Origin of the sequence: Paenibacillus sp. FSL M7-0656, from assembly GCF_038003225.1 — a bacterium.
Taxonomy (GTDB): domain Bacteria; phylum Bacillota; class Bacilli; order Paenibacillales; family Paenibacillaceae; genus Paenibacillus; species Paenibacillus amylolyticus.
Genome location: NZ_JBBOOT010000001.1, coordinates 5911722 through 5931994, shown reverse-complemented (window position 1 = coordinate 5931994; position 20273 = coordinate 5911722). Strand labels below are relative to the sequence as shown.

The 20273-nt window shown below is 44.1% G+C and carries 25 protein-coding genes; 2 read left to right on the top strand and 23 right to left on the bottom strand.

Annotated features, from left to right (window positions below):
* Positions 1–20 precede the first annotated feature (20 nt).
* The 7 genes from MHI01_RS26155 to MHI01_RS26125 form a co-directional block, all read right to left on the bottom strand.
* The gene (locus tag MHI01_RS26155) at positions 21–557 is read right to left on the bottom strand and encodes a GNAT family N-acetyltransferase (RefSeq protein WP_340984441.1); all 537 of its coding nucleotides are present in this window, start codon (positions 555–557) and stop codon (positions 21–23) included.
* Positions 558–1095: 538 nt separating this feature from the next.
* On the bottom strand, positions 1096–1578 hold the full coding sequence (locus MHI01_RS26150; protein WP_076212245.1) for a hypothetical protein: 483 nt from the start codon (positions 1576–1578) through the stop codon (positions 1096–1098).
* Positions 1578–2099: a cysteine hydrolase family protein gene (locus tag MHI01_RS26145; RefSeq protein ID WP_340984440.1), complete on the bottom strand. Its 522-nt coding sequence runs from the start codon at positions 2097–2099 to the stop codon at positions 1578–1580. Before MHI01_RS26145 ends, MHI01_RS26150 begins: the two co-directional genes overlap by 1 nt.
* Positions 2100–2129: 30 nt before the next feature.
* On the bottom strand, positions 2130–2285 hold the full coding sequence (locus MHI01_RS26140; RefSeq protein WP_340984439.1) for a hypothetical protein: 156 nt from the start codon (positions 2283–2285) through the stop codon (positions 2130–2132).
* Between the two features lie 304 nt (positions 2286–2589).
* Positions 2590–3135: a GrpB family protein gene (locus MHI01_RS26135; protein WP_340984438.1), complete on the bottom strand. Its 546-nt coding sequence runs from the start codon at positions 3133–3135 to the stop codon at positions 2590–2592.
* A 99-nt stretch (positions 3136–3234) separates the two neighbouring features.
* Positions 3235–3807, bottom strand: coding sequence for a hypothetical protein (locus tag MHI01_RS26130; RefSeq protein ID WP_340984437.1), 573 nt, complete (start codon positions 3805–3807; stop codon positions 3235–3237).
* A gap of 98 nt (positions 3808–3905) precedes the next feature.
* Positions 3906–5396 (bottom strand): glycoside hydrolase family 43 protein, encoded by a 1491-nt coding sequence (locus MHI01_RS26125; RefSeq protein ID WP_340984436.1) that lies wholly within the window; start codon positions 5394–5396, stop codon positions 3906–3908.
* A 180-nt stretch (positions 5397–5576) separates the two neighbouring features.
* Here MHI01_RS26125 and MHI01_RS26120 point away from each other — a divergent pair, with 180 nt between their 5' ends.
* Positions 5577–6482, top strand: a complete 906-nt coding sequence (locus MHI01_RS26120; RefSeq protein WP_340984435.1) for an ArsR/SmtB family transcription factor — start codon at positions 5577–5579, stop codon at positions 6480–6482.
* Between the two features lie 67 nt (positions 6483–6549).
* Here MHI01_RS26120 and MHI01_RS26115 read toward each other — a convergent pair whose 3' ends face one another.
* The 13 genes from MHI01_RS26115 to MHI01_RS26055 form a co-directional block, all read right to left on the bottom strand.
* A complete protein-coding gene (locus MHI01_RS26115; protein ID WP_340984434.1) occupies positions 6550–7077 on the bottom strand; it encodes a DinB family protein in 528 nt (175 codons plus the stop codon).
* 27 nt (positions 7078–7104) lie between these two features.
* A complete protein-coding gene (locus MHI01_RS26110) occupies positions 7105–7563 on the bottom strand; it encodes an NUDIX hydrolase (RefSeq protein WP_340984433.1) in 459 nt (152 codons plus the stop codon).
* A gap of 17 nt (positions 7564–7580) precedes the next feature.
* The gene (locus tag MHI01_RS26105) at positions 7581–7730 is read right to left on the bottom strand and encodes a hypothetical protein (protein ID WP_164783341.1); all 150 of its coding nucleotides are present in this window, start codon (positions 7728–7730) and stop codon (positions 7581–7583) included.
* Positions 7731–7840: 110 nt separating this feature from the next.
* Positions 7841–8785: a GNAT family N-acetyltransferase gene (locus MHI01_RS26100; protein ID WP_340984432.1), complete on the bottom strand. Its 945-nt coding sequence runs from the start codon at positions 8783–8785 to the stop codon at positions 7841–7843.
* A gap of 149 nt (positions 8786–8934) precedes the next feature.
* Complete coding sequence (locus MHI01_RS26095; protein WP_340984431.1) at positions 8935–9210, bottom strand: hypothetical protein; 276 nt, start codon at positions 9208–9210, stop codon at positions 8935–8937.
* On the bottom strand, positions 9207–9836 hold the full coding sequence (locus MHI01_RS26090) for a hypothetical protein (protein ID WP_340984430.1): 630 nt from the start codon (positions 9834–9836) through the stop codon (positions 9207–9209). The genes MHI01_RS26095 and MHI01_RS26090 overlap by 4 nt, the downstream gene beginning before the upstream one ends.
* A gap of 39 nt (positions 9837–9875) precedes the next feature.
* Complete coding sequence (locus MHI01_RS26085) at positions 9876–10577, bottom strand: DUF1361 domain-containing protein (protein ID WP_340984429.1); 702 nt, start codon at positions 10575–10577, stop codon at positions 9876–9878.
* 41 nt (positions 10578–10618) lie between these two features.
* Complete coding sequence (locus tag MHI01_RS26080; RefSeq protein WP_340984428.1) at positions 10619–11047, bottom strand: GNAT family N-acetyltransferase; 429 nt, start codon at positions 11045–11047, stop codon at positions 10619–10621.
* 17 nt (positions 11048–11064) lie between these two features.
* Positions 11065–11520 carry a GNAT family N-acetyltransferase gene (locus tag MHI01_RS26075; protein ID WP_218641007.1) on the bottom strand — a complete coding sequence of 152 codons (456 nt, stop codon included), beginning with the start codon at positions 11518–11520 and terminating at the stop codon, positions 11065–11067.
* A gap of 26 nt (positions 11521–11546) precedes the next feature.
* The gene (locus MHI01_RS26070; protein WP_340984427.1) at positions 11547–11957 is read right to left on the bottom strand and encodes a GNAT family N-acetyltransferase; all 411 of its coding nucleotides are present in this window, start codon (positions 11955–11957) and stop codon (positions 11547–11549) included.
* A 128-nt stretch (positions 11958–12085) separates the two neighbouring features.
* Positions 12086–13312: an amidohydrolase gene (locus tag MHI01_RS26065; RefSeq protein WP_340984909.1), complete on the bottom strand. Its 1227-nt coding sequence runs from the start codon at positions 13310–13312 to the stop codon at positions 12086–12088.
* Positions 13313–13531: 219 nt separating this feature from the next.
* Positions 13532–14086, bottom strand: a complete 555-nt coding sequence (locus tag MHI01_RS26060) for a methylated-DNA--[protein]-cysteine S-methyltransferase (RefSeq protein ID WP_036617114.1) — start codon at positions 14084–14086, stop codon at positions 13532–13534.
* A gap of 42 nt (positions 14087–14128) precedes the next feature.
* Positions 14129–14833, bottom strand: a complete 705-nt coding sequence (locus tag MHI01_RS26055; protein ID WP_340984426.1) for a DNA alkylation repair protein — start codon at positions 14831–14833, stop codon at positions 14129–14131.
* A 190-nt stretch (positions 14834–15023) separates the two neighbouring features.
* Between MHI01_RS26055 and mgtE the strand changes: the two genes are divergently transcribed.
* Entirely contained in the window at positions 15024–16394 is a 1371-nt protein-coding gene (gene mgtE, locus MHI01_RS26050) for a magnesium transporter (RefSeq protein ID WP_127549853.1), read from the top strand.
* A 69-nt stretch (positions 16395–16463) separates the two neighbouring features.
* Here mgtE and mmsB read toward each other — a convergent pair whose 3' ends face one another.
* Genes mmsB through chvE form a run of 3 tightly spaced genes read right to left on the bottom strand, consistent with a single transcriptional unit; the run spans position 16464 to position 20268 of the window.
* Complete coding sequence (gene mmsB / locus MHI01_RS26045; protein ID WP_340984423.1) at positions 16464–17627, bottom strand: multiple monosaccharide ABC transporter permease; 1164 nt, start codon at positions 17625–17627, stop codon at positions 16464–16466.
* A complete protein-coding gene (mmsA, locus tag MHI01_RS26040; protein ID WP_047844003.1) occupies positions 17596–19161 on the bottom strand; it encodes a multiple monosaccharide ABC transporter ATP-binding protein in 1566 nt (521 codons plus the stop codon). Before mmsA ends, mmsB begins: the two co-directional genes overlap by 32 nt.
* A gap of 21 nt (positions 19162–19182) precedes the next feature.
* The gene (gene chvE / locus MHI01_RS26035; protein ID WP_339186070.1) at positions 19183–20268 is read right to left on the bottom strand and encodes a multiple monosaccharide ABC transporter substrate-binding protein; all 1086 of its coding nucleotides are present in this window, start codon (positions 20266–20268) and stop codon (positions 19183–19185) included.
* Positions 20269–20273 lie beyond the last annotated feature (5 nt).

The following is a 20273-nucleotide window of genomic DNA, read 5'->3' as shown; positions in this document are numbered from 1 at the left end:
TTCCCCTTTATCGATGTTTTTCATAGAGATTTGATCAATTCTGTATGGGCAAAGGTATCCTCCGAATGTTCAAGATCACCATAAATTCTACTAATCTGATTGAATCCGGATTTGATCCAGAAGCGTAATGCAGTCCAATTTTTGAGCGCTACGTTGATTCGAATTTCCTTGTAACCAAGCTCGGAGATGTGAAGAGTCAGTGCCTGAATTAATTCTTGTCCATATCCCTGCTTCTGGATCTCGCTCTGGATATATAAAAATTCGAGATAGATTGAATCCTCGGAGGGATACCCATGGTACACACTTAACAAACCAATATAGCGGTCATCCTCATTCGTGCGAATGGATTGAATTCGATAATTCTCCAGCCTGCCTCCCGGCGGAAGGTGGCCTTCTTCAAAACATTCTTTCACATAGTTCCGATCATGCTCTTGTCCATCCCATTGATGCAAGTACCGACTGGTTTCATATAAGGACTCAAGTTCAGGAATATCGGATTCTTCCACATTCGAGATAATAAGTCGGTCTGACTTCCATTCTACTGGAAGTTGTTTCATCGTTATCACTCCATCTTGATATTCTAAATAAATTAAACTATTGAATGTTCACACTTACCACTCCGATGACAGAACAACCTTCCGATCGCTGTTATCCCCAGATTTTTTTGATTCATTTTATAATGGGAAACTCCGGGGATAAGCCTATGCTTCCGATGCAGCTTTCTTTCAGAAAGCTTTTAGGCGAACACTTCGCTTCTTCAGGTTTTTTCTGTCCTCTCCGTTTCGTGTAAATATTCAGTTCAATTTATTTAGTTATTTTCTTTTTTATATACAAGATTACATGAATTCCTGCATAAATAAACAGAACATTGAACAAATATAGAAGTACATTTAAATAGATGCCAGATATAAACCAGATAGTTCCCTCAGAATTAGCATAATGATAATCCGTAAAAAATCGGAGCGGGAAACCATACTCTGTTCGGAGCGGTCCATCTTCAGTATGTAAAGTTCCAGGAATACATAGGATGGCTAATACAGCAAGCCAGGCTGATAGATTCATTATTTTTTTGTTAATCGTCAATACATCTCCCCCTTATTCAACACTAACGGTATCTTCACCAAAATACGTCCCTTCCAACTTTTGATCCAAAAAGTCTCTTAAGTCCTTTTGATCAAGTATATATTTCGAATCTCTATTAAATCTGCTTTTTGTGGATACAATAATCTGTTTCCGATTGTATTGAATCGTAACTTTAGCGTTATGTTTTAATTTCAAAGCAATTCCCGCACTAATGCTTCCTGTGACATCATCTACTGGTATTTTGGCTGATTCCGGGGCTGCATTCAGCCAGCCGACTATACGGCTAATGTCTTCTTTACTTAACGTAACATTGTCAATGCTAACGTGTGCTCCACCGTCACCTGTCCTGGTGTACACGACTATACTCATCTCTGTGCTTATCACTTGATTTCTTGAAATCGGCTTATTTGGATCTGGATTACTCGTGATTAGAAAATACAAAAACATGATTGCCGCACCTATGAAAAACCAGAATCGCCTACGTTTTCCTAGCATTACAGCGCATTCTCCGTATCCACCACGTTGGCAAACAGTCTCAGTACCGTATTGTGATGTTCAATAATCTGCTCCGCTTGAAGTGTCTTTGAATTCCATGTGCTGTGCGCATCTTGAACCAGATTGACCGTGTATCCCAGACTGTACGCTCTGCGGCATGTCGTGTCTACACATACCTCGGTCTGCATTCCCGTAAGGACTAACTCCTTCACGCCATTATCTTGCAATTTCAGATGAAGATCGGTTTTGTGAAACGAATCCGGTGTCTCCTTTTCAATAACGAGATCACCAGCTATAGGTGCAATGGACGGATGAATGGCCCACCCCGGAGTTCCTCGTTCCAGTGGACTCCCTGCCCCTTCGCAGTGCTGGATATATATGATGGAATGCCCTGCTTCACGGGCCTTGGCCATTAACATCTGGATCTTTTGAAGCAATCGTTCCCCTTGATATACGGGATCTGCTTCATCAAACATCGCTACCTGTACGTCAATGATTAGAAGTGCACAATGCGTTGTCATTTTGCTTTCCTCCTAACAAATCAATTTAATTCAACTCTTTCTTCTTTGCTTTTTTAACAAAACTTCCAATCCCATATCAATCAATACAAATAGAATAGCAGCTAGAACGCCAAATAAGGTCAGAACTAACTCTTTGAAATCCAAGATTGCTTCTCCTGCGCCCATGACCACATAATAAATATTCATACCTAGAACTCCAGCACATGCATAGCCTAATATCCTCGTACTTAGATACAACACATGATTAGGGAATTGTATTCGGCTGAGCAGATAGTCTAGCAATATCGATAAAGGTAGCCCGATCAACAGGATCAAGGGAGTCGCGTATATCGGATAAATAAGAATGTAAAAATCAAAACTGTAGGATTCATTCATCGATATGAGACTTGCAGCCAAAGTAAAACAAATGATGGTTAGAACGGTTGTTATCAGCTTTCTTCCCATGTTCATCTCATCACTCCAATACAGTTATCTCTATCATTGGATGTGCTCATGCGTCAGATTTTTCCGGTTGCCATCCGATTTCTTGAGACCAACGATGTGCTCTCTGTAATATGCTCCACACCACTGGCCCTTTTCCTTCAACATATTTGGGACGCTGATCTTTATACAATGACATGAGTCTGTGCTTTTCTTCCGCATAGTTCAAACAATCTTCTGGATGCTCCCTTAAATAGTCTCTGAACAGCAAGGTCATCTGCTCGGAGAAACTGCCTACTTGTCTAACGTGTATATGTATCCTTCTGTTTCCGGGTTCTTCACGAAAGTAACGTTTAGTCTTATCTGGATTTTCTGCTCTGAATACAAATCCGACTGTTTCAATCTCATGTTTGTAGTCCAACAAATTTTCATACTGGGAAACAGATATTTGTATATCTATGATGGGTTTGGCATCTATTCCAACAATTGAAGTGGACCCAACATGGTCAATCCGCACGGCCTTTTCTCCTAACGCTTCTCTTAATTTCGAACCCGTTTCGAGAAACAAATCACGCCATGCCGGATCATACTTTGCAATTCTCCATTGATCCTCCATACAACTCCTCCTTGGTTATCCAATCAAGCTATATATTTAAATAACACGTTCTTTTAACCTTTTGTTACATGTAGATTATTTAGTGATGCCATATAGAGATCATGCAAAATTATCATTGTTTATCCCTAGTTCTATTTGTTTTTTGGATTCAATCATGTATTCGTACACATCATCAATTCCTGTTATCCCTTTAATATTCTCTTTTAACAGTTCAATAATTAATTGATTATCACTCTCTCGCATCTTTATATCTTCCATATAATTATCGTTATAGTCGTTCATAAAATCTAATTTGTTCTTATAAAATCGAAATCTCTCCAAAACATATACTTCCTTAAGATTAATAAATAATGCTATAAAATCCTTAAAGTTTCTGGCCACTAAAGTTACTTGATTACCAAACGCCGTAGGTTGAATAAAGATAATAGGCGCTTCTTCTAAATCACTAATGGATCTGTTAAACGTGAAAAAAGCAAAATGGTCACCATCTGCCCCTGTTCTTCCAAATACGATGGCATCATCTGGCGTACAGTAGTATCTATCATCATCATTGTTAAAACTAATATAAAAACCCATATAATCGTCGATGGTTCCAACATGTTGTTCACGTAATTTCTTATCTATTCGAACGATGTCTACTAAGGATTCTGGCATTTTATAATGTACTTGCAAGTTTAAATCCCTCTCTTCTATTGGCATTTAATAATATATCTATATTTTGACACAAATTAAAAAAAAGAGAAGGACCCTTAGGCCCTCCCCTTAACTTCTTAATGATAATCACACTTGAAATTTGTAAACTCAGCTGAAGTATCTTGCCCACTCGCGTATAACCCAATAAGTACGCCTGTAAAACCTCCTGCCACCTCCGAGGATAGGTATCTCGTCTGTGCCGTGCCTAGCAGAATCTCTTCACCATCTGCTTGAAACAGGAAGCTGTAGCGTTCCTGACTTGAGCGGATCACCAGCGTTGCATGCTGTTTATTTCCCAGATCCACTTCATGTTCTCTCGATTTGATATCACCGATATTTAAACGCTCGATCACCTTATAACCGTCCTGCTGCCCACGAATAGCCACTTCATAATGATGATTCTCATCCATGTAGATCGTGATACCGGCTTCTCCCCTCGTCAGACTAACATCGACAGAAATCGTAGCATTAAAGTCTTTTTGACGTAACCCAATGAACGTTGGGGATGCCGGAACGTCCAGCGTTACATCGGTTCCTGTTAGCGTAAGCTTATCTGATTCAAGCTGATAATGCTCTGTATTTGGATGACGAAGGTAACACCAGTCGAGGTTCCAGTCTGTATTTGCAAACGTATAATTCTTCTTATCCTGCTGGATCACCGTATCCGGGATACGATTGGTCTCAAAACTCGTCAGCGTTGTTCCTTCATGCCCGGCTGTAAACCATCCGTCTTCGCCAAACGTAATTGGAGTCAGAAATACTTCTCGACCCAAATGATGGTACGTAGCCCATCTGCCGATCTGTCGAAATCCCAAGTGAAAGAGCCACCAGTTCCCCAGATCATCCTGAACTATATCACCATGCCCCACACCCTGGACCTCATACCCGCCCAGATTGCGATTGGTTAGAACTGGATTGTGCGCATAGGCTTCGAACGGTCCTGAAGAAGAAGTTCCCCGAGCATACGTAACCATGTGACCATACTCGGTGCCGCCTTCAGCTGCAAGCAGGTAATAATAACCGTTCATTTTATAGAGATGCGGACTTTCCAGATATCGTCCACCCGTTCCGTTCCATATCGAACGACTCGGGGTCAGTTTGCGGCCAGTTTCAATCTCAAGCTCACACTGGACAATTCCGCCAACGCCTTCATCATCCACGCCATTACTCATAAACAATGTTTTTCCATCTTCAAAATACAAATCGGGATCAATTCCGCCTTGATCCACATAGATAGGCTCAGACCATTCTCCGTAGATATTATCCGTCCAGACATAGAAATTCTGATGCGTCGTATCGTTGGTTGTGACCATATAAAAACGCCCGTTATTGTGCCTGATGGTTGGGGCAAATACACCCCCGGAGCTGTTCACCGTCTCTAGCTGAATCTGGCTTTTACGAGTCAGGCAGTGACCAATCTGTTTCCAATTCAGCAGATCCTTGCTTTCAAAGAGCGGTACGCACGGAAAATATTGAAAAGAACTGCACACCATATAGTATGTATCGTGCACCTTAATCACACTAGGGTCTGGATAAAAACCTTTCACAACAGGGTTATTGTATTTCATTACTCCACTCCATCTCTTATTATAAAATTCACAAATATAAGAATTCAACTTCGTAACAACTACAAAAATTAAACACCATCGGGTGTAAACTTGCAATGAATCTGAATTGCATCTTGGAGTTAATTTTATTAAATTAATATATATGTGATTTTAGAAGATTGAGGATAGGGAGTTGTACAGATGATCAAAGCAAATGGGGAGCCCCAGTTCCTTCCTTTATATGAGGCGCTGGCAAGTGAAGTCAGATGGAGAATCATGGATATGATTGCAGATCGCGAAATGAATGTGAAGGATATTGCGGCAGTATTAGAGCTTAGCCCCTCCATTGTCACGATGCATATTCGCAAACTAGAGGATGCGGGTCTAATTGGTAGCAGAAGAGTTCGGATCAACGGAGGGACGCACAAATTATGTTACCTCAAACAAAATCAGATTGAGATCGAGCTGCCGTCCGCAAGCCAAACTTCACGAACCAGAGAACAGACGATAGCCGTGGGACACTACACTGCTTTTGATATCCACCCTACCTGTGGGCTAGGAACACTTGAGAAAGAGATCGGCGTATGGGATGATCCGCGTTACTTCCTTGATCCCGAGCGTGTTCACGCCGCTATCTTGTGGTTTGGGAAGGGCTATGTTGAATATAAAACACCTAACTTTGTACTACCGGATCAGACCACCGATGCTATTGAAATTTCGATGGAACTAGCCTCTGAAGCTCCGGGATTGCGAGATCATTGGCCTTCGGATATTCGTTTCACCTTCAATGGCGTTTCTCTCGGAACGTGGACAAGCCCTGCCGACTTTGGCAGAGCAGCACGCGGCAAATATACACCAGAATGGTGGCATCGTAATGTGAATCAGTATGGATTATTAAAGACCATTCGTATTGATGGTTCCGGTACCTATATGGATGGTGAGCGGATGTCAGACATTACTCTCAAAGATGTCAAACTAGGCGAACCGTTCTGGACGCTACGTTTCACGGTTGACGAAGAAAGCCCCAACGTAGGGGGATTAACGATCTATGGTGCCGGTTTTGGTAACCATGATCAGGATATTGTTATACGTGTACTTCAGATCTGAAGTAACCGCTGAGGGGAGGTGGTGATATCATCAGATCTGGCATTTAGAAAAATAACCTGTCTATGTGTTAGCAATCATTCTGTGTTTGGAACCACTTTCTTAGCTGATTAATATGAGCTTGATGATAACGGTTATGGTCAGCCATATGCCATAATCCCCAACGTACCGTAGCTTGTTTTTCGTTCTGATGTCCAAAAGTAACTACTCGATCTAGGTCACCATCTGCTACTTGTGTGCATGTTTCTTTCAGAAGGGTTAATACACCCTCATATTGAGAGATAAGTGTGTCACGTGACACATCTTGAACCAGCGGAAGTCTATTATTTTCATCAGTCATGGGACCATATTGCTCTATTAATGACTGCGGAAGGACAACTCCCTTTATTCTATAAACCCAATTCATATCAACAAACGTAATATGTCGTATTAATTGAGCTGTACTATTAAACTGGTTCTTTTCCCCTTTGTAATCTACCTCTTCTTGCGACATCCCCTCAGTAATCGATTTAAGTCGCTCACTATTCTCTCTTACTGCAGAAAATAACATTCCAACAATAGGTTCCATAATGGCTTCACCTTGTAGATCGTAAATCATAGCATCCTTCCTCGCTTGAATACATGTCTATTTCCATGACTCTCTGATCAGTCTTTGATTCAATTCCCAGATTGCTACTCTATTACTATCCCATTTAAGTATTTCACGAGCTTCTTCATAAGCCACCCATTTATATTCTGAGTGCTCATTGGATAAAGACAGATCCATTTCATCTAGTTCTACTCCAAAGCAATACTCAGGAATAACTAATGTATCAGGTCCCCACATAAAATAACCAACCACATCTACCACGGAGTGAGTCGATCTTGAATTAAGACTCCTGTATTGACTATTTAAAGGGATTCCCGCCTCTTCAAATGCTTCTCTCATAGCTGCTTCTAATGGTTTTTCTTCATCTTCCCCTCCCCCAGCTATGCCCTGCCAGTAACCTTCTCTTGATCTTCGAAAGATAGCGTATGCATAATCATTTGAATCTTTCAACCTGATATAAGGAAAAACTAATATTTGAAATGGTGCTCGAGACACAAGTACATCCCTCCTCTTTACCCTCGTTCTTTTAACAGTTCCTTAATTTCCCTTAACTCTGATAATATTTCTTTGGTGTGCTGGCTATTTTTGGAGTTATCTATTCCAACTTTCACAACATAAATACCGAGGAACAGATACACCACCAACATAATGATCATTCCCATGTACATCTCTCCTTTCCAAATCAGAACACGTTCTACGGACGTTCACTGTCCCCTATGTCCTCTCTCTCCAACTGATTTCCATGGAATGCCTTCAAAATAAATGGCAACCTTCATTGTGATTCCTCCTCAGGAATATACATCGTCTGAATCTCCTGCACACCCGGAATAAAGCCCAGATTCAGATACACGGACTCCGCATCATTTCCTTGCATCACATACAATCGCAGCACGGGATATTGACCCTTAAGCGCATTCAAAGCTCTCTGTAACATCAGTGTAGCAAGCCCTCTTCCTCTATATGCCGGACGAACACCTATGCTATACACAGCAGCCTGGCTATCTTGCAAGCACAAGCGACAATTTGCAATAAGCTGTCCCGTTTCCTTGTCATATACAAGCGTGGACGCTTGGGTCAGAATTTCATTGGTATAATTAGGGTCATCACTTGGTATAAAATCTGCAAGCGTGGTATGTTTTCTTCGTGTAGCTTCAAGACTTCCTGCAAAACTCTCCAGGTCACATTGAGCAATTTCATCTTCATTCACATATTTTTTGGTGCCGGTTTCACTTTCAATAATCTCTGGACTCTTCACGGTTACTCTGCTGTCCCATTCGATTTCAAAATGCTCTGTAGGCCGCTGCATCCAGCGACATCTAAACTCCACTGGCCAGAATCCAGCTCTTGCATATAGATCAACTTGGTCTGGAAGAATCTCAAAGGTCAGAATGCGTTTGCTGCGATCCGACCACTGTAATAATTTATGCTTCAGAAGTTTCAATACCTCAAAGCACTGCTGGAATGGCGGGACAAAAAACAAATGATACATCCGGTTAGGCTCCATTCTCACGCCACCTATTTTGCTTTCCCCCTTGTAAATCCAGTACGCACTGATCTTGGAAGAACTAAACTCTTCTTCTCTGAAAAATCCTACATAACGCATATCATAATAAACCGTGCAATATAATCCCCATTCAGCAAAATCAGCTTTGCGAATCGAATATTCATCCGACAGATCATATTGAAGAATATCTGTAGACCACTCGGTTAAACCCATATGTAATTCCTCCTCAGTTTTAATTAAATGGCAAGCAATCAAATCATTTTTCTATACGCCACCCCGTGAATATGAATTAACACATGCTGTGTCTCCATACGTTCGAAGAAATCCAACATGTCCTTAAACGGATTCTCGAAATACGAAGACTACCAAGGATAAACCTCTAATGTCTGCCCTGTTTCTGTATTCTTGAACATACAATGCTCGCCGTGAACTTCAAAATACCAATTTCCCGTTAATTCTTCTTCTCCGTGGATTACATCCGCATTGGTCAGCAAATGGTACGCACCTACGAGAATTTCCGCCCGATCAGGCTGATCGGTTTCCAATATCAGTTGGTCGATCAATTGCCGCGCGATTCTTTGGTACATATCCATCACAGTCAATAATTCTTCCGTGATTTCCTGGGTTATCGCCTTCATACCTTCATATCCTTATCCGGGTATCCAATTTCTGCAATTTCACCTTCGATATCACTTAATTTCAGTTCATCATTTAATTGCTGTAGTAAGACCTCATCGATCGGCTTCATATCAAATACCTGTTCAACCAGTTTGATATCCAACGCTATCTCGTAGTAATCCTGTGCCCAAGCATGATAATATTTCGCGCCGCCTATCAAAATCTCTAACAGTTCGTATTCATGATCCCCAAGCTCCGTGCCCGCAGACCACCCTTCCTGATCCGCCACACTCCAGATACAGAACGTCGTCTGATCCATTACAAATGCCGGCTCTACCACAAAAGTATTAAATGCTTCTGGAACGCTTTTTACCACCTCACTCCTATCAACCTTATGCTGAAGTGCATACTCTTTAGCAAAGCCTTTAATAATCAGCCCATTCGGACTGAATACAGCAAAATAATGATCTCCTTGCCCATCTCTCATGGATGCCATTTGCTCATTCTTGTCCCACTGGGAATTATACGAGTAATACCTGTACTCCCATTCCGGCATCAAAATGGCATCCAGCATAGCTGCTGCCTTTAGAATCTGTTTGCATTCACTAATGTGAGGAAGTTTATCGATAAAATTAAGATTACCCATCGTGTGATATTGCCTCCTTTACCCTTTCAAATGGAATAATTAGTTGCCCGACCTTGCGGTTAGGCAAGATAAAATAACGTATCCAAAAAGTTGAACCGTAAATACAATGGCGACAAACTCAACCATTATGCTGTTCGCTGCATTAAAATCATTCACAAGATCCACGAAGATCTTCCCAGGTCGGGATAATATATCCCATGAATTCCACCGATTAAATCTCCCAATGTAAACCCCTATACTGCTCAATAGCAAAATAACACCGACAACCATCATACTAATGTACTTATTTATTAATTTGTTTAACATGCCATGGATTTGAATGATCGAACAAGTCGAGAGTAGCAATCCGATGATCGCTACGGCAAACGTCAGAGTAAGTCCATACCAAAAATCAATATTAACCCAAAATCTAATCTCCTCTTGAGCATCAAAATATCTGAATGAATGCAGAATCTCCGTAAAAAGGTAGGCCGCATTGGGCAGAAAAAAGAGCCATACTCCACACATCAGCCCCATACATATCATGCTCGTTGTGGTTAATTTCTTATTAAATATGTATCTAATGCAGGATGAGATGACGAATGGTACCCATGCCAGGAACATGTCCCAACTTAAAAATTGATACATATTCCTATCTGTTTGGGCACGTAAATACATCACAACACCTAGACAACATAAAGTAGCCACGAGCAAGGTAACGATGAGTCGGAGATCTTGAACCGGATGTTTGTTATCTTTCATTTCTTTGCTTCTACTTCCTTTTCCTTGATGAATGTTATAAGTTATAAATACTTTTTAAATGCCTTGCTGGATTCTCCGTTGTACCCCAATTTCGTATAAAAGTGATGTGCTTCGTTTCTGGATGATCCGCTCGTAAGAAACACCTTCACACAATTTTTCTGCACACATACATGCTCTATATGTTTCATCAATTCAGATCCATATCCCTTGCTCTGCACATGTTCCGTAATGATAACCCGCTCAACTACGCCGAATGGTCTATTTTCCACCAAAGCATCCAGACAAATATGTAAATGAGCCGTGCCGATCACCTGATCACCCAGTTCATACACAAACAAGAAACTGTTTGGGTTATTCCGAACCTCTTCAATCCGTTCCGCCAGTACCTTCGTGTTTAAGTTGTTTGGCAATAATTCTTTATACAGTCTTTCAATAACCACTGCATCCCTAGCTTCTGCCTCTCTTATCATCAAGCTTCCCCTCCCTGTTACCTCACTTGATAACTTAAAATGATATCACCGTTGTCTTCAAACTCTCCCGTTTCTTGAAACCCGCAACGTTTGTACAGCGCATTTGCCGCAATGTTATGTGGAACATGGGATACCCTGATTTGCTGGCAGTCACTTCTCTCTTGCAACATACGAACCACTTCTTGAATAGCAAGTTTGCCGTAACCCTTCCCCTGGTACTTCTCATCAATCATGAAGCGCAGAATCCAGTAATACCCGTCATTGTAGATCTCGTTATCAAATAAAATAAAACCTACCATCTGATCCTCTGCCAAAATGCCGTACGGCTTGGACGTAATTTCCTTCGTCGCATGCATCAATGAATCCGCATTGCTAGCTACCAAATCTAGCTGATCTTCCCGTGGTTTAAGGTGGATGCACTCGAGTTCATTTTCTTTGGTTATGGGTTGTAGGCTTACCTTTTTCACATCCACAATCATCTCTCCTTGCAGCTTATTTACTAGATTTTCTTGATCAATATAATCTCCAAAGGTTGTGTATCCAGCAATAGAGCCCCTGCATCAACATACCCCAGCTTTCGATAGAAATGTTGCGCATGTTCGTCTGATTGCGTTGAAGTCATCACCGTATCAAAGCCTTGTTGCTTCATTAGATTTTCCCAGTGATGTACCACTTTTTTTCCATATCCGCCGTTTCGATAGGGTTCATCAATCCAGATCATATTCATGAAGGGAAGGTTATCCCAAAAGTACCCGTACCTCATCCATCCAACTCTTGATCCCTCGTCCTCGTCCCATAGGATGAATATTTCTTTCTCACTAATCTTCGTTTTCACAAGTGGCTGATGGATATGCCGATCTCTTTCAATGATGTAGTCGTAGTCAGCTTCCGCTGCATACTCAATCTTCATTTGTAATACTCCCTTCATTAACTACGTCCATCATAACCCAAAATGTGGTATATGCGAACAGTTCTTTCCTCTTTTTCTCCCATGCCAAAAAACCACGGTTTCCCGTGGCTGCACCCGCTCTATTTCCCTCAATCCGCTGTTGATCCACTGACCAATTGCCCCTTGTACCATACGGCCTGCCGCGCAGATCGCCGCGCAACGGCTTCCGCCGAACAACTCGCATGCACCAATACAAAACTCGCGGTGTCGCCTACCTTCGGCCAGACTTGTTCCCCTTGTGAATCCAGCGGTGTAATCCCGCCTGTTACCCATGCCAAAGATTGAGACAAGGACAGTTCGTCGCTATATCCGTACAGTTCTGCGAATCGTCCCGCTTTCTCAAGCATATCCCCATTGCCAAAAGGAGACCAATGATCCGTCAGGCTGTCTGTGGCCAGCTTCACGTTTACACCCATACGGTGGAGCATGGGAAGAGGCATCATCGTTCTGCCAATGGGCACCGTGGAAGCAATGCTCATCCCAAGCGAGGCCATTCGCTGCGCCATATCTTCTGCTTCCTGCTGCTCTGCGCGGGCGAACCAGAACGCATGACTGACCGTAACTTTACCCTGAAGTCCTGCTGCTTCGGTCAGATTTGCGAGTTCCAACAGCGTTTGTTTGCCGGCCTGCCCACCATCATGCAGATGAATATCGATGCCCGCCTGGTGCTGAACAGCCAGTTCAACCATGGCGTTCAGTGATTTCTCGATCTGTTCGTCCACCGTATGAGGATCAAGTCCGCCTACATGCGTTGCACCTTCCTTCATCGCTTGGCCCATAAGCTCCACTGAATGGGAGCGAAGCAGTCCATGCTGCGGGAAAGCCACGATCTCCGAAGAGATTTTGCCCGAAAATGATTCCAGAGCCTGCCGCGTCGCTTCCAGTCTTTTCAAGCCACTGACGGGTTCAATATTGCAATGACTACGTACATGAGTGGAGCCGTACCCCTGGATCAATGTCAGAATACTCTCCGCTTGACGCTTGGCATCTGGCAGCAGTTTGGGCAACAGAACCTTCTCTTCTTCAATACGTTCGAAAATACTGGAGATGCGCTTAACGGCTGTCCACGGCCCATCGTAGTAGGTTTTATCAAGATGAATATGTGCCTCCTCGAACGAAGGCAACAGCAGAAGTCCCTTGCCATCTACTTGTGGTAGATCGCTAGACAACGGGTTGTTTCCTTCCACAATCTCTGCGATCACTCCATCTTTAATCCGCAGATGAGCGGGGCTTGTCCGTGTCCCCGTCACATGTTCTCCCTCCAGAGCATAACCCCGCTCCATAGTCACGTTTGTTAACCAATAAGCCTGCTTCATCATGTCATCCCTCTTTTCTTACCCGGCATTACGTCCCCCGGATACCGATTGATCTATGATCCATGGTACCATACGGTTTCACAGGGCAAAAATACGTAAAACGTTGGTGTTCCATATGCGGAACGTTTGTATTACTCTACTTAATACATGCAAAAAAACAGGCACAATACGTGCCTGCCCCGTCCAATCACCTTAATCTTCTTGGTTACGTCGAGTCTATTAAAAATGAAACCGCGCATGCCCTCCATCGGTCACGCCTTCAATCTGTTCGATATCCAGCAGTCTGCGTTTCATTTCCAAACCACCACGGAACCCGGTCAGCTTGCGATTAGCCCCAATAATGCGGTGGCATGGTAGCAGAACCGGAATTGGATTGGCCCCATTGGCAGCACCAACTGCTCGCACAGCTGAAGGTCTTCCAATTGCAGCGGCAATGTCACCATAGGTCCGAATTTCACCATAAGGCACACGCCCTAGCTCTCTCCATACCTCCTGCTGGAAGTTCGTTCCGATCAAGTCCAGTGGGATCGCATCTGTATAAGCCATGGGTTCCCCTGCAAAATAGGACTGCAACCAATCCATCATACCTGTTTGTTTCAGAGCATCCTCGTTCTCTTCCAGTTCCACGCCAGGTGCAACTTTCTGTATCCAGCCATTCCAATCTTCCAATGTTTCGTTGGGCATGACCACTCGGCACAATCCCTGTTCCGTAGCGAGCAGTACCCATGGACGACCGTCCAACTGCATCGTGGTGTACATCAACTTTTTTCTCATTCGTTTACCGCCCTCTCCCTGGTGGAATGCTTAATGCTAGAACTAGGAGGTAACCTGCTTCTTCACCTTACGTTTCATACTGCGGATCATTTGCTTGCTCTCTGGATCAACGCGATAAGATTCCGTGATTTTCTGAAGTGCCTTATTATACGTAAAATCATCCAGGGTATTACGGTTCAAATAACGCATAGTCACCTCAGGTTGTTTCACATAAGCCATTGAGATGGCCCAAGCCACTGCCATTTTCACATAATACGCCTCGTGCCTAATCTGATCCAATGCAGATAGAACCTGATCGATATATCGCTCATTCAGATAAAAATTCAACAGCATTACCACACCAAACCGGATTTCATATTCCTGATCTGATCTCAGATACGGCTGCAAGAACGCCCACATGGACTCCGAATGGACCTTCGTATATTTCAGTCCCGCACAGAAGCTGTCACACACCGACCAGTTGTCAATCTTCGGTACAAATGTTTCAATAGCCTTTAACAGCTCGTCCAGATCAGCCTGTACATGTCCAATGACCATCGCTTGCAACATCACTTCTTCAAAATATTCATCCTCTGCCGTTTCCAAATACGTGCGCCAGTCCCCGGCGGCAAGCTGCTTGGCAATTTTTCGTAAGGCTGGCAACCTTACACCAAGTACATTCGTGATGTTGGGAATAAGTGCGGCCGAGAATTTTTGATACTCCGGCTCAACCATGCTGAGCAATTGTGTTCTGATATCTACTTCCACTAGCGCATGTCCTCCTCGTCTGTTTCTGTACAACAAGTATATCCTTGAAGCGGCTGTTTGTAAGCCCATATCGAATAGGTGAGCAAGATTACAATATTATTTTTGGCGCTCCCTTTTTCCCTTCGTTGTTTGACTTTCAACCCATTCCGTTTAAAAATATGAAGTTGATCATTCAGAAAGGAGTGTCGATATGAACAGACCTCATACCAAGAAAGATTTCTCCGTGGAGGAGATCACCGAACAACTCGTGCAACATGTACAATCCCGGAACCTTCCCGATTTCTATAAATTGGTGAAAGAACTACATCCCTACGACCTCTCACTCGTATATAAAAAGTTCCCTGAAGAAGAAACCAATCGGTTTCTGCTCCTATTCAAACCCGATGCTCTGGCGGATCTCGCCGAGACCTTGAAGCTGCACGAACAGATTCAACTGTTTGAACGACTTGGGCCGGAACGAACACTTGAAGTCATGCAGCAGATGGACAAAAGTGATCTGATTCGGTTCATGCACGATTTACCTGCCAAACGCAGAGAAGAATTGCTGTCCAACATGAATCTGGACCACTCTGCCATTATCCGATCCGTGCTTAATTACCCGCCGGAGACGGCTGGACGGATCATGACAGATCAATATCGGACCCTGCTCGCTCATGAGACAGCCAAGGAAGCCTTACGACAATCGCAAGGTACCATGCATATCTCAGCCTCCAGTTATCTCTATGTAACCGATAATGAAGGTAAACTGGTCGGTGTCGTGAGTTATCGATCCCTTGCCCTGGCTGACGATAAGACCCAGGTTGAAGAACTGATGACCCGGCGGGTGATCCATGCAACGGTAGATATGGACCAGGAAGAAGCAGCACAGCTTCTACAGCGTTATGAGTTTATTGCACTTCCGGTGGTGGATGAAAATCACAGGTTATGCGGTATCATTCAGATGGATGATGTCATCGATATTATTATGGATGAAGCCAGTGAAGATTTGGCCAAGATGGGGGGCGGCAGCAAGGATATCGACTTTGATACTAAACCACTCGTGGCCGTCAGACGCAGGCTTCCCTGGCTCATCTTGCTTCTATTGATTGGTCTAATCTCGGGAAGTATTGTGGATTTCTTTGAGGATACACTCAATCAGGTTGTGGCATTGGCATTTTTCATGCCGATGATCGCAGGTATGACCGGTAACACAGGAACGCAGTCTCTGGCTGTTGTGGTACGCGGACTGATCGGACGCAAGCTCGACAAAGCCACCGTACTCGCACTGATTGGTCGGGAGATCAAGGTAGGCATAATGATCGGCTTGGTATGTGGATTGCTGATCACCGTCATCGCTTATTTCTGGCAAGGGGACTGGCTACTGGGCGCCATTATTGGGGTATCTCTGTTCCTCACTCTGGTCATTGGTACACTGACCGGTACATGCATCCCGCTTCTGCTTAGTCGTTTCAAAGTCGACCCGGCTGTTGCCTCTGGCCCGTTAATCACCACATTGAATGATATCTTGTCCCTGTTTATCTATTTTGGCATCGCCACACGTTTCCTCGATGCCTTAATGTAACTAAGTTGTGCATACAGCAAAACAGACCTGATTCTGAGATCAAGGTCTGTTTTTTCATTTTACCAAGTGTTACGCTGATCTTTTATTTTTATTATAGATATCAAACGCTACAGCGAGCAGTAGTACCAATCCCTTAATCCCCTGTTGCCAGTCAATACCGAGACCAATCAGGGACATCCCGTTATTCAGCACACCCATAACTAAACCACCGATGATGGCACCAAATACCGTACCTATGCCCCCTGAAGCGGAAGCACCACCGATGAAGCAGGCCGCAATGGCATCCAACTCGAAGTTGGTACCCGCTCTTGGCGTAGCTGCATTCAGACGTGCGGCGAAGATCAACCCGGATACCGCGGCAAGTGTACCCATGTTCACGAAAACCCAGAAGGTTACCTTTTTTGTTTTGACTCCAGACAGACCTGCGGCCTTCTCATTACCTCCAAGCGCATACACATGCCGTCCCATGACAGTACGATTCATAACGAAGGAGTACACAACGATCAGGACAAACAGCAGGACCAGGATATTTGGAATACCTGCATAACTTGCGAGTACAAACGTAAACAGATTTGTCACAACAGCCACCACAATCAACTTGAGCAAAAATAGTCCCTTTGACACGACCTCGAATCCATATTTTCGCTGGGAACGGCGTTCCCGCAGTTCATTGACAATGTACCAAACGGTGAGCACAAGACCCACAATGATAGACACCAGACCGAAACCTGAGAATTGAATGTCCGCCAAGAAGCCAGAGCTTATTTTCTGGAAACCACCCGGGAAAGGAGAGATCGATTGCCCCTCCAGCACGATCATCGTCAAGCCACGGAACAGCAGCATACCTGCCAGCGTCACGATAAATGCCGGAATTCGCACATAGGCGATCCAGAAGCCTTGCCATGCACCGATCAAAGCACCAACCAGCAAGGAAGCGATGACTGCAAGCCAAGCCGGAAGCTGCCAATCAACCATCATAATTGCGGCAACGGCACCAACAAAAGCTGCAATGGAACCAACAGACAGGTCAATATGCCCGGTAATGATGACCAGCACCATTCCGATCGCCAGCACCAAAATGTAACTGTTCTGCAAAATCAAATTTGTAATATTAATCGGCTTGAGCAACAGCCCGCTTGTAAGTACCTCGAACAAAAGCATAATCACTACCAAGGCAATAATCATACCGTATTGACGGATATTATTTTTGAACAGTTTTGTTATCATTTCCATGCTTGCCGCCTCCAGACTTGGTCATATATCTCATCAACGTTTCCTGTGATGCTTGCTCCCGGCTGACTTCACCGGTGATTCGCCCGGCATTCATCACATAGATCCGGTCACACAGGCCAAGAACCTCCGGAAGCTCGGATGAGATTACCAGTACGCCCTTGCCTTCAGCAGCAAGCCGATGAATGATCGTATAGATTTCGAATTTCGCTCCCACATCGATACCGCGGGTAGGTTCATCCAGGATAAGAATATCTGGTCCGGCAAAAATCCATTTGCTGAGCACCACTTTTTGCTGGTTGCCTCCACTCAGATTACCGGTCTTCTGCAAAATACTTGGTGCTTTGATGTTCATGCTTTTCTTCATCTTTTCCGCCACCAGTACTTCTTCACGCTCGTTCACTACTGCGTTTCGCGTCAGCTTGCTCAGACCCGTTAAGGAAATATTGCGCTTGATGTCATCCATCAGAATGAGTCCGTATTCCTTGCGGTCTTCTGTCACATAAGCAAACCCATTCTGAATAGCCTCTGTGACGGTATTGTTGTGGATCGGTTTACCATTCTTAATGAGTTGACCCGAAATATTCCGGCCATAGGATTTGCCAAATATACTCATGGCAAGTTCGGTACGCCCAGCGCCCATCAGCCCGGCAATACCTACAATCTCACCACGTCTGATATTCATATGGATCTGATCCAGTACCTTCCGCTCGGCATGATGTTCGTGATATACCGTCCAGTCCTTTACCTCAAGGATAACTTCACCAATGGTCGCATGACGCTCCGGATAACGGCTAGTGAGATCACGTCCTACCATTCCGCTAATAATCCGGTCCTCCGTCACTTTTTCCTTCTTCATATCCAACGTCTCAATTGTCTTGCCATCCCGTAAAATAGTCACCGAATCGGATACCTTGGATACCTCATTCAGCTTGTGTGAGATCAGGATACAGGCGATACCCTGTTTCTTGAATTCCAGCATCAACTGCAGCAGATTTTCACTGTCGTCCTCGTTCAGTGCAGCGGTTGGCTCATCCAGAATAAGCAGCCGCACCTTTTTGGAGAGCGCTTTCGCAATTTCGACCAGTTGCTGCTTGCCTACCCCGATGCTGGATACCAGCGTGTTTGGATTTTCGCTCAGTCCCACCTTCGAGAGCAGTTCTCGTGTACCTACAAAAGTTTCCTTCCAGTTGACAATTCCTCTGCTCGCACGCTCGTTGCCCAGATATATATTTTCCGCGATTGAAAGGTAGGGAATAAGGGCCAACTCCTGATGGATAATGACGATTCCCAGATCCTCGCTCTGCTTAATATCCTTGAACTCACAATTTTTGCCCTGAAATAAAATGTCGCCTTCATACGTGCCATGTGGATATACACCACTCAGTACCTTCATCAACGTAGATTTACCTGCGCCATTTTCACCACATATGGAATGAATTTCGCCTTCACGGACTTTCAGATTGACATTTTCCAGCGCTTTGACGCCAGGAAAGGTTTTGGTGATGTTTTTCATTTCCAGAATGATTCCGGCCATGGGATGTGCTCCTTTCATTTATTATTTCAGTCCGATTTCTTCCTTCGTGTAATACTGTGTACCAACGATATCCTGCTCCACATTTGTACGGTCCACCGAGATGGGATCCAAGAGATACGCCGGAACAACCTCAATTCCGTTGTTATATGATTTTTTGTCATTAACTTCCGCCTGTTTTCCTTGCAAAATACTATTGGCCATCTCTACCGTCTTCTCCGCTAGCTTCCGTGTATCCTTGAACACCGTCTGCGTCTGTTCCCCGGCCACAATCGACTTGATCGAGGCAAGTTCGGCATCCTGTCCTGTAATAACGGGCAACGGTTTGTTCGAAGTACCATAACCAATCCCTTTCAAGGATGAGATGATACCAATACTGATTCCATCATAAGGAGATAATACTGCATCCAGATTATCACCCGAGTAATAAGCACTCAGCAGGTTATCCATCCGTGACTGGGCCAGTGCCCCGTCCCAGCGTAAGGTCGCAATCTGGGCCATCGTCATCTGCTTGCTGCGTACCACCAGTTTGCCGGAATCGATGTACGGCTTCAGCACAGACATCGCACCGTCGAAGAAGAAATAGGCGTTATTATCATCAGGAGAGCCACCAAACAGCTCAATGTTATACGGTCCTTTTCCATCCTTGAGCCCAAGCTTTTGTTCGATGTAGGAGGCTTGAAGCACACCCACCTTAAAATTGTCGAACGTGGCGTAATAGGTTAAGTATGGCGTATTGCGAATGAGCCGATCATACGAGATCACTTGTATCCCTTCGTCATGCGCTTTCTTGATTACATCCGTTAATGTGTTGCCATCCACGGACGCGATGACCATCACATCCACACCTTTGGTGATCATGTTTTCAATCTGTGAAATCTGATTCTCGACCACATCCTCAGCATACTGAAGATCGGTTTTGTACCCCTGCTCCTGAAACAGACGGACCATGTTCTCCCCGTCTCCCACCCATCGTTCTGATGATTTGGTTGGCATCGATATACCGACATATCCCTTTTCTTTGCTGCCTGGGCCACTCTCTGCCAGATTGCAGGCCGAGAGCATCAAGGTCATCACCAGAAGCCAGATGAGCATTGCTCCTTTTTTCATATGAA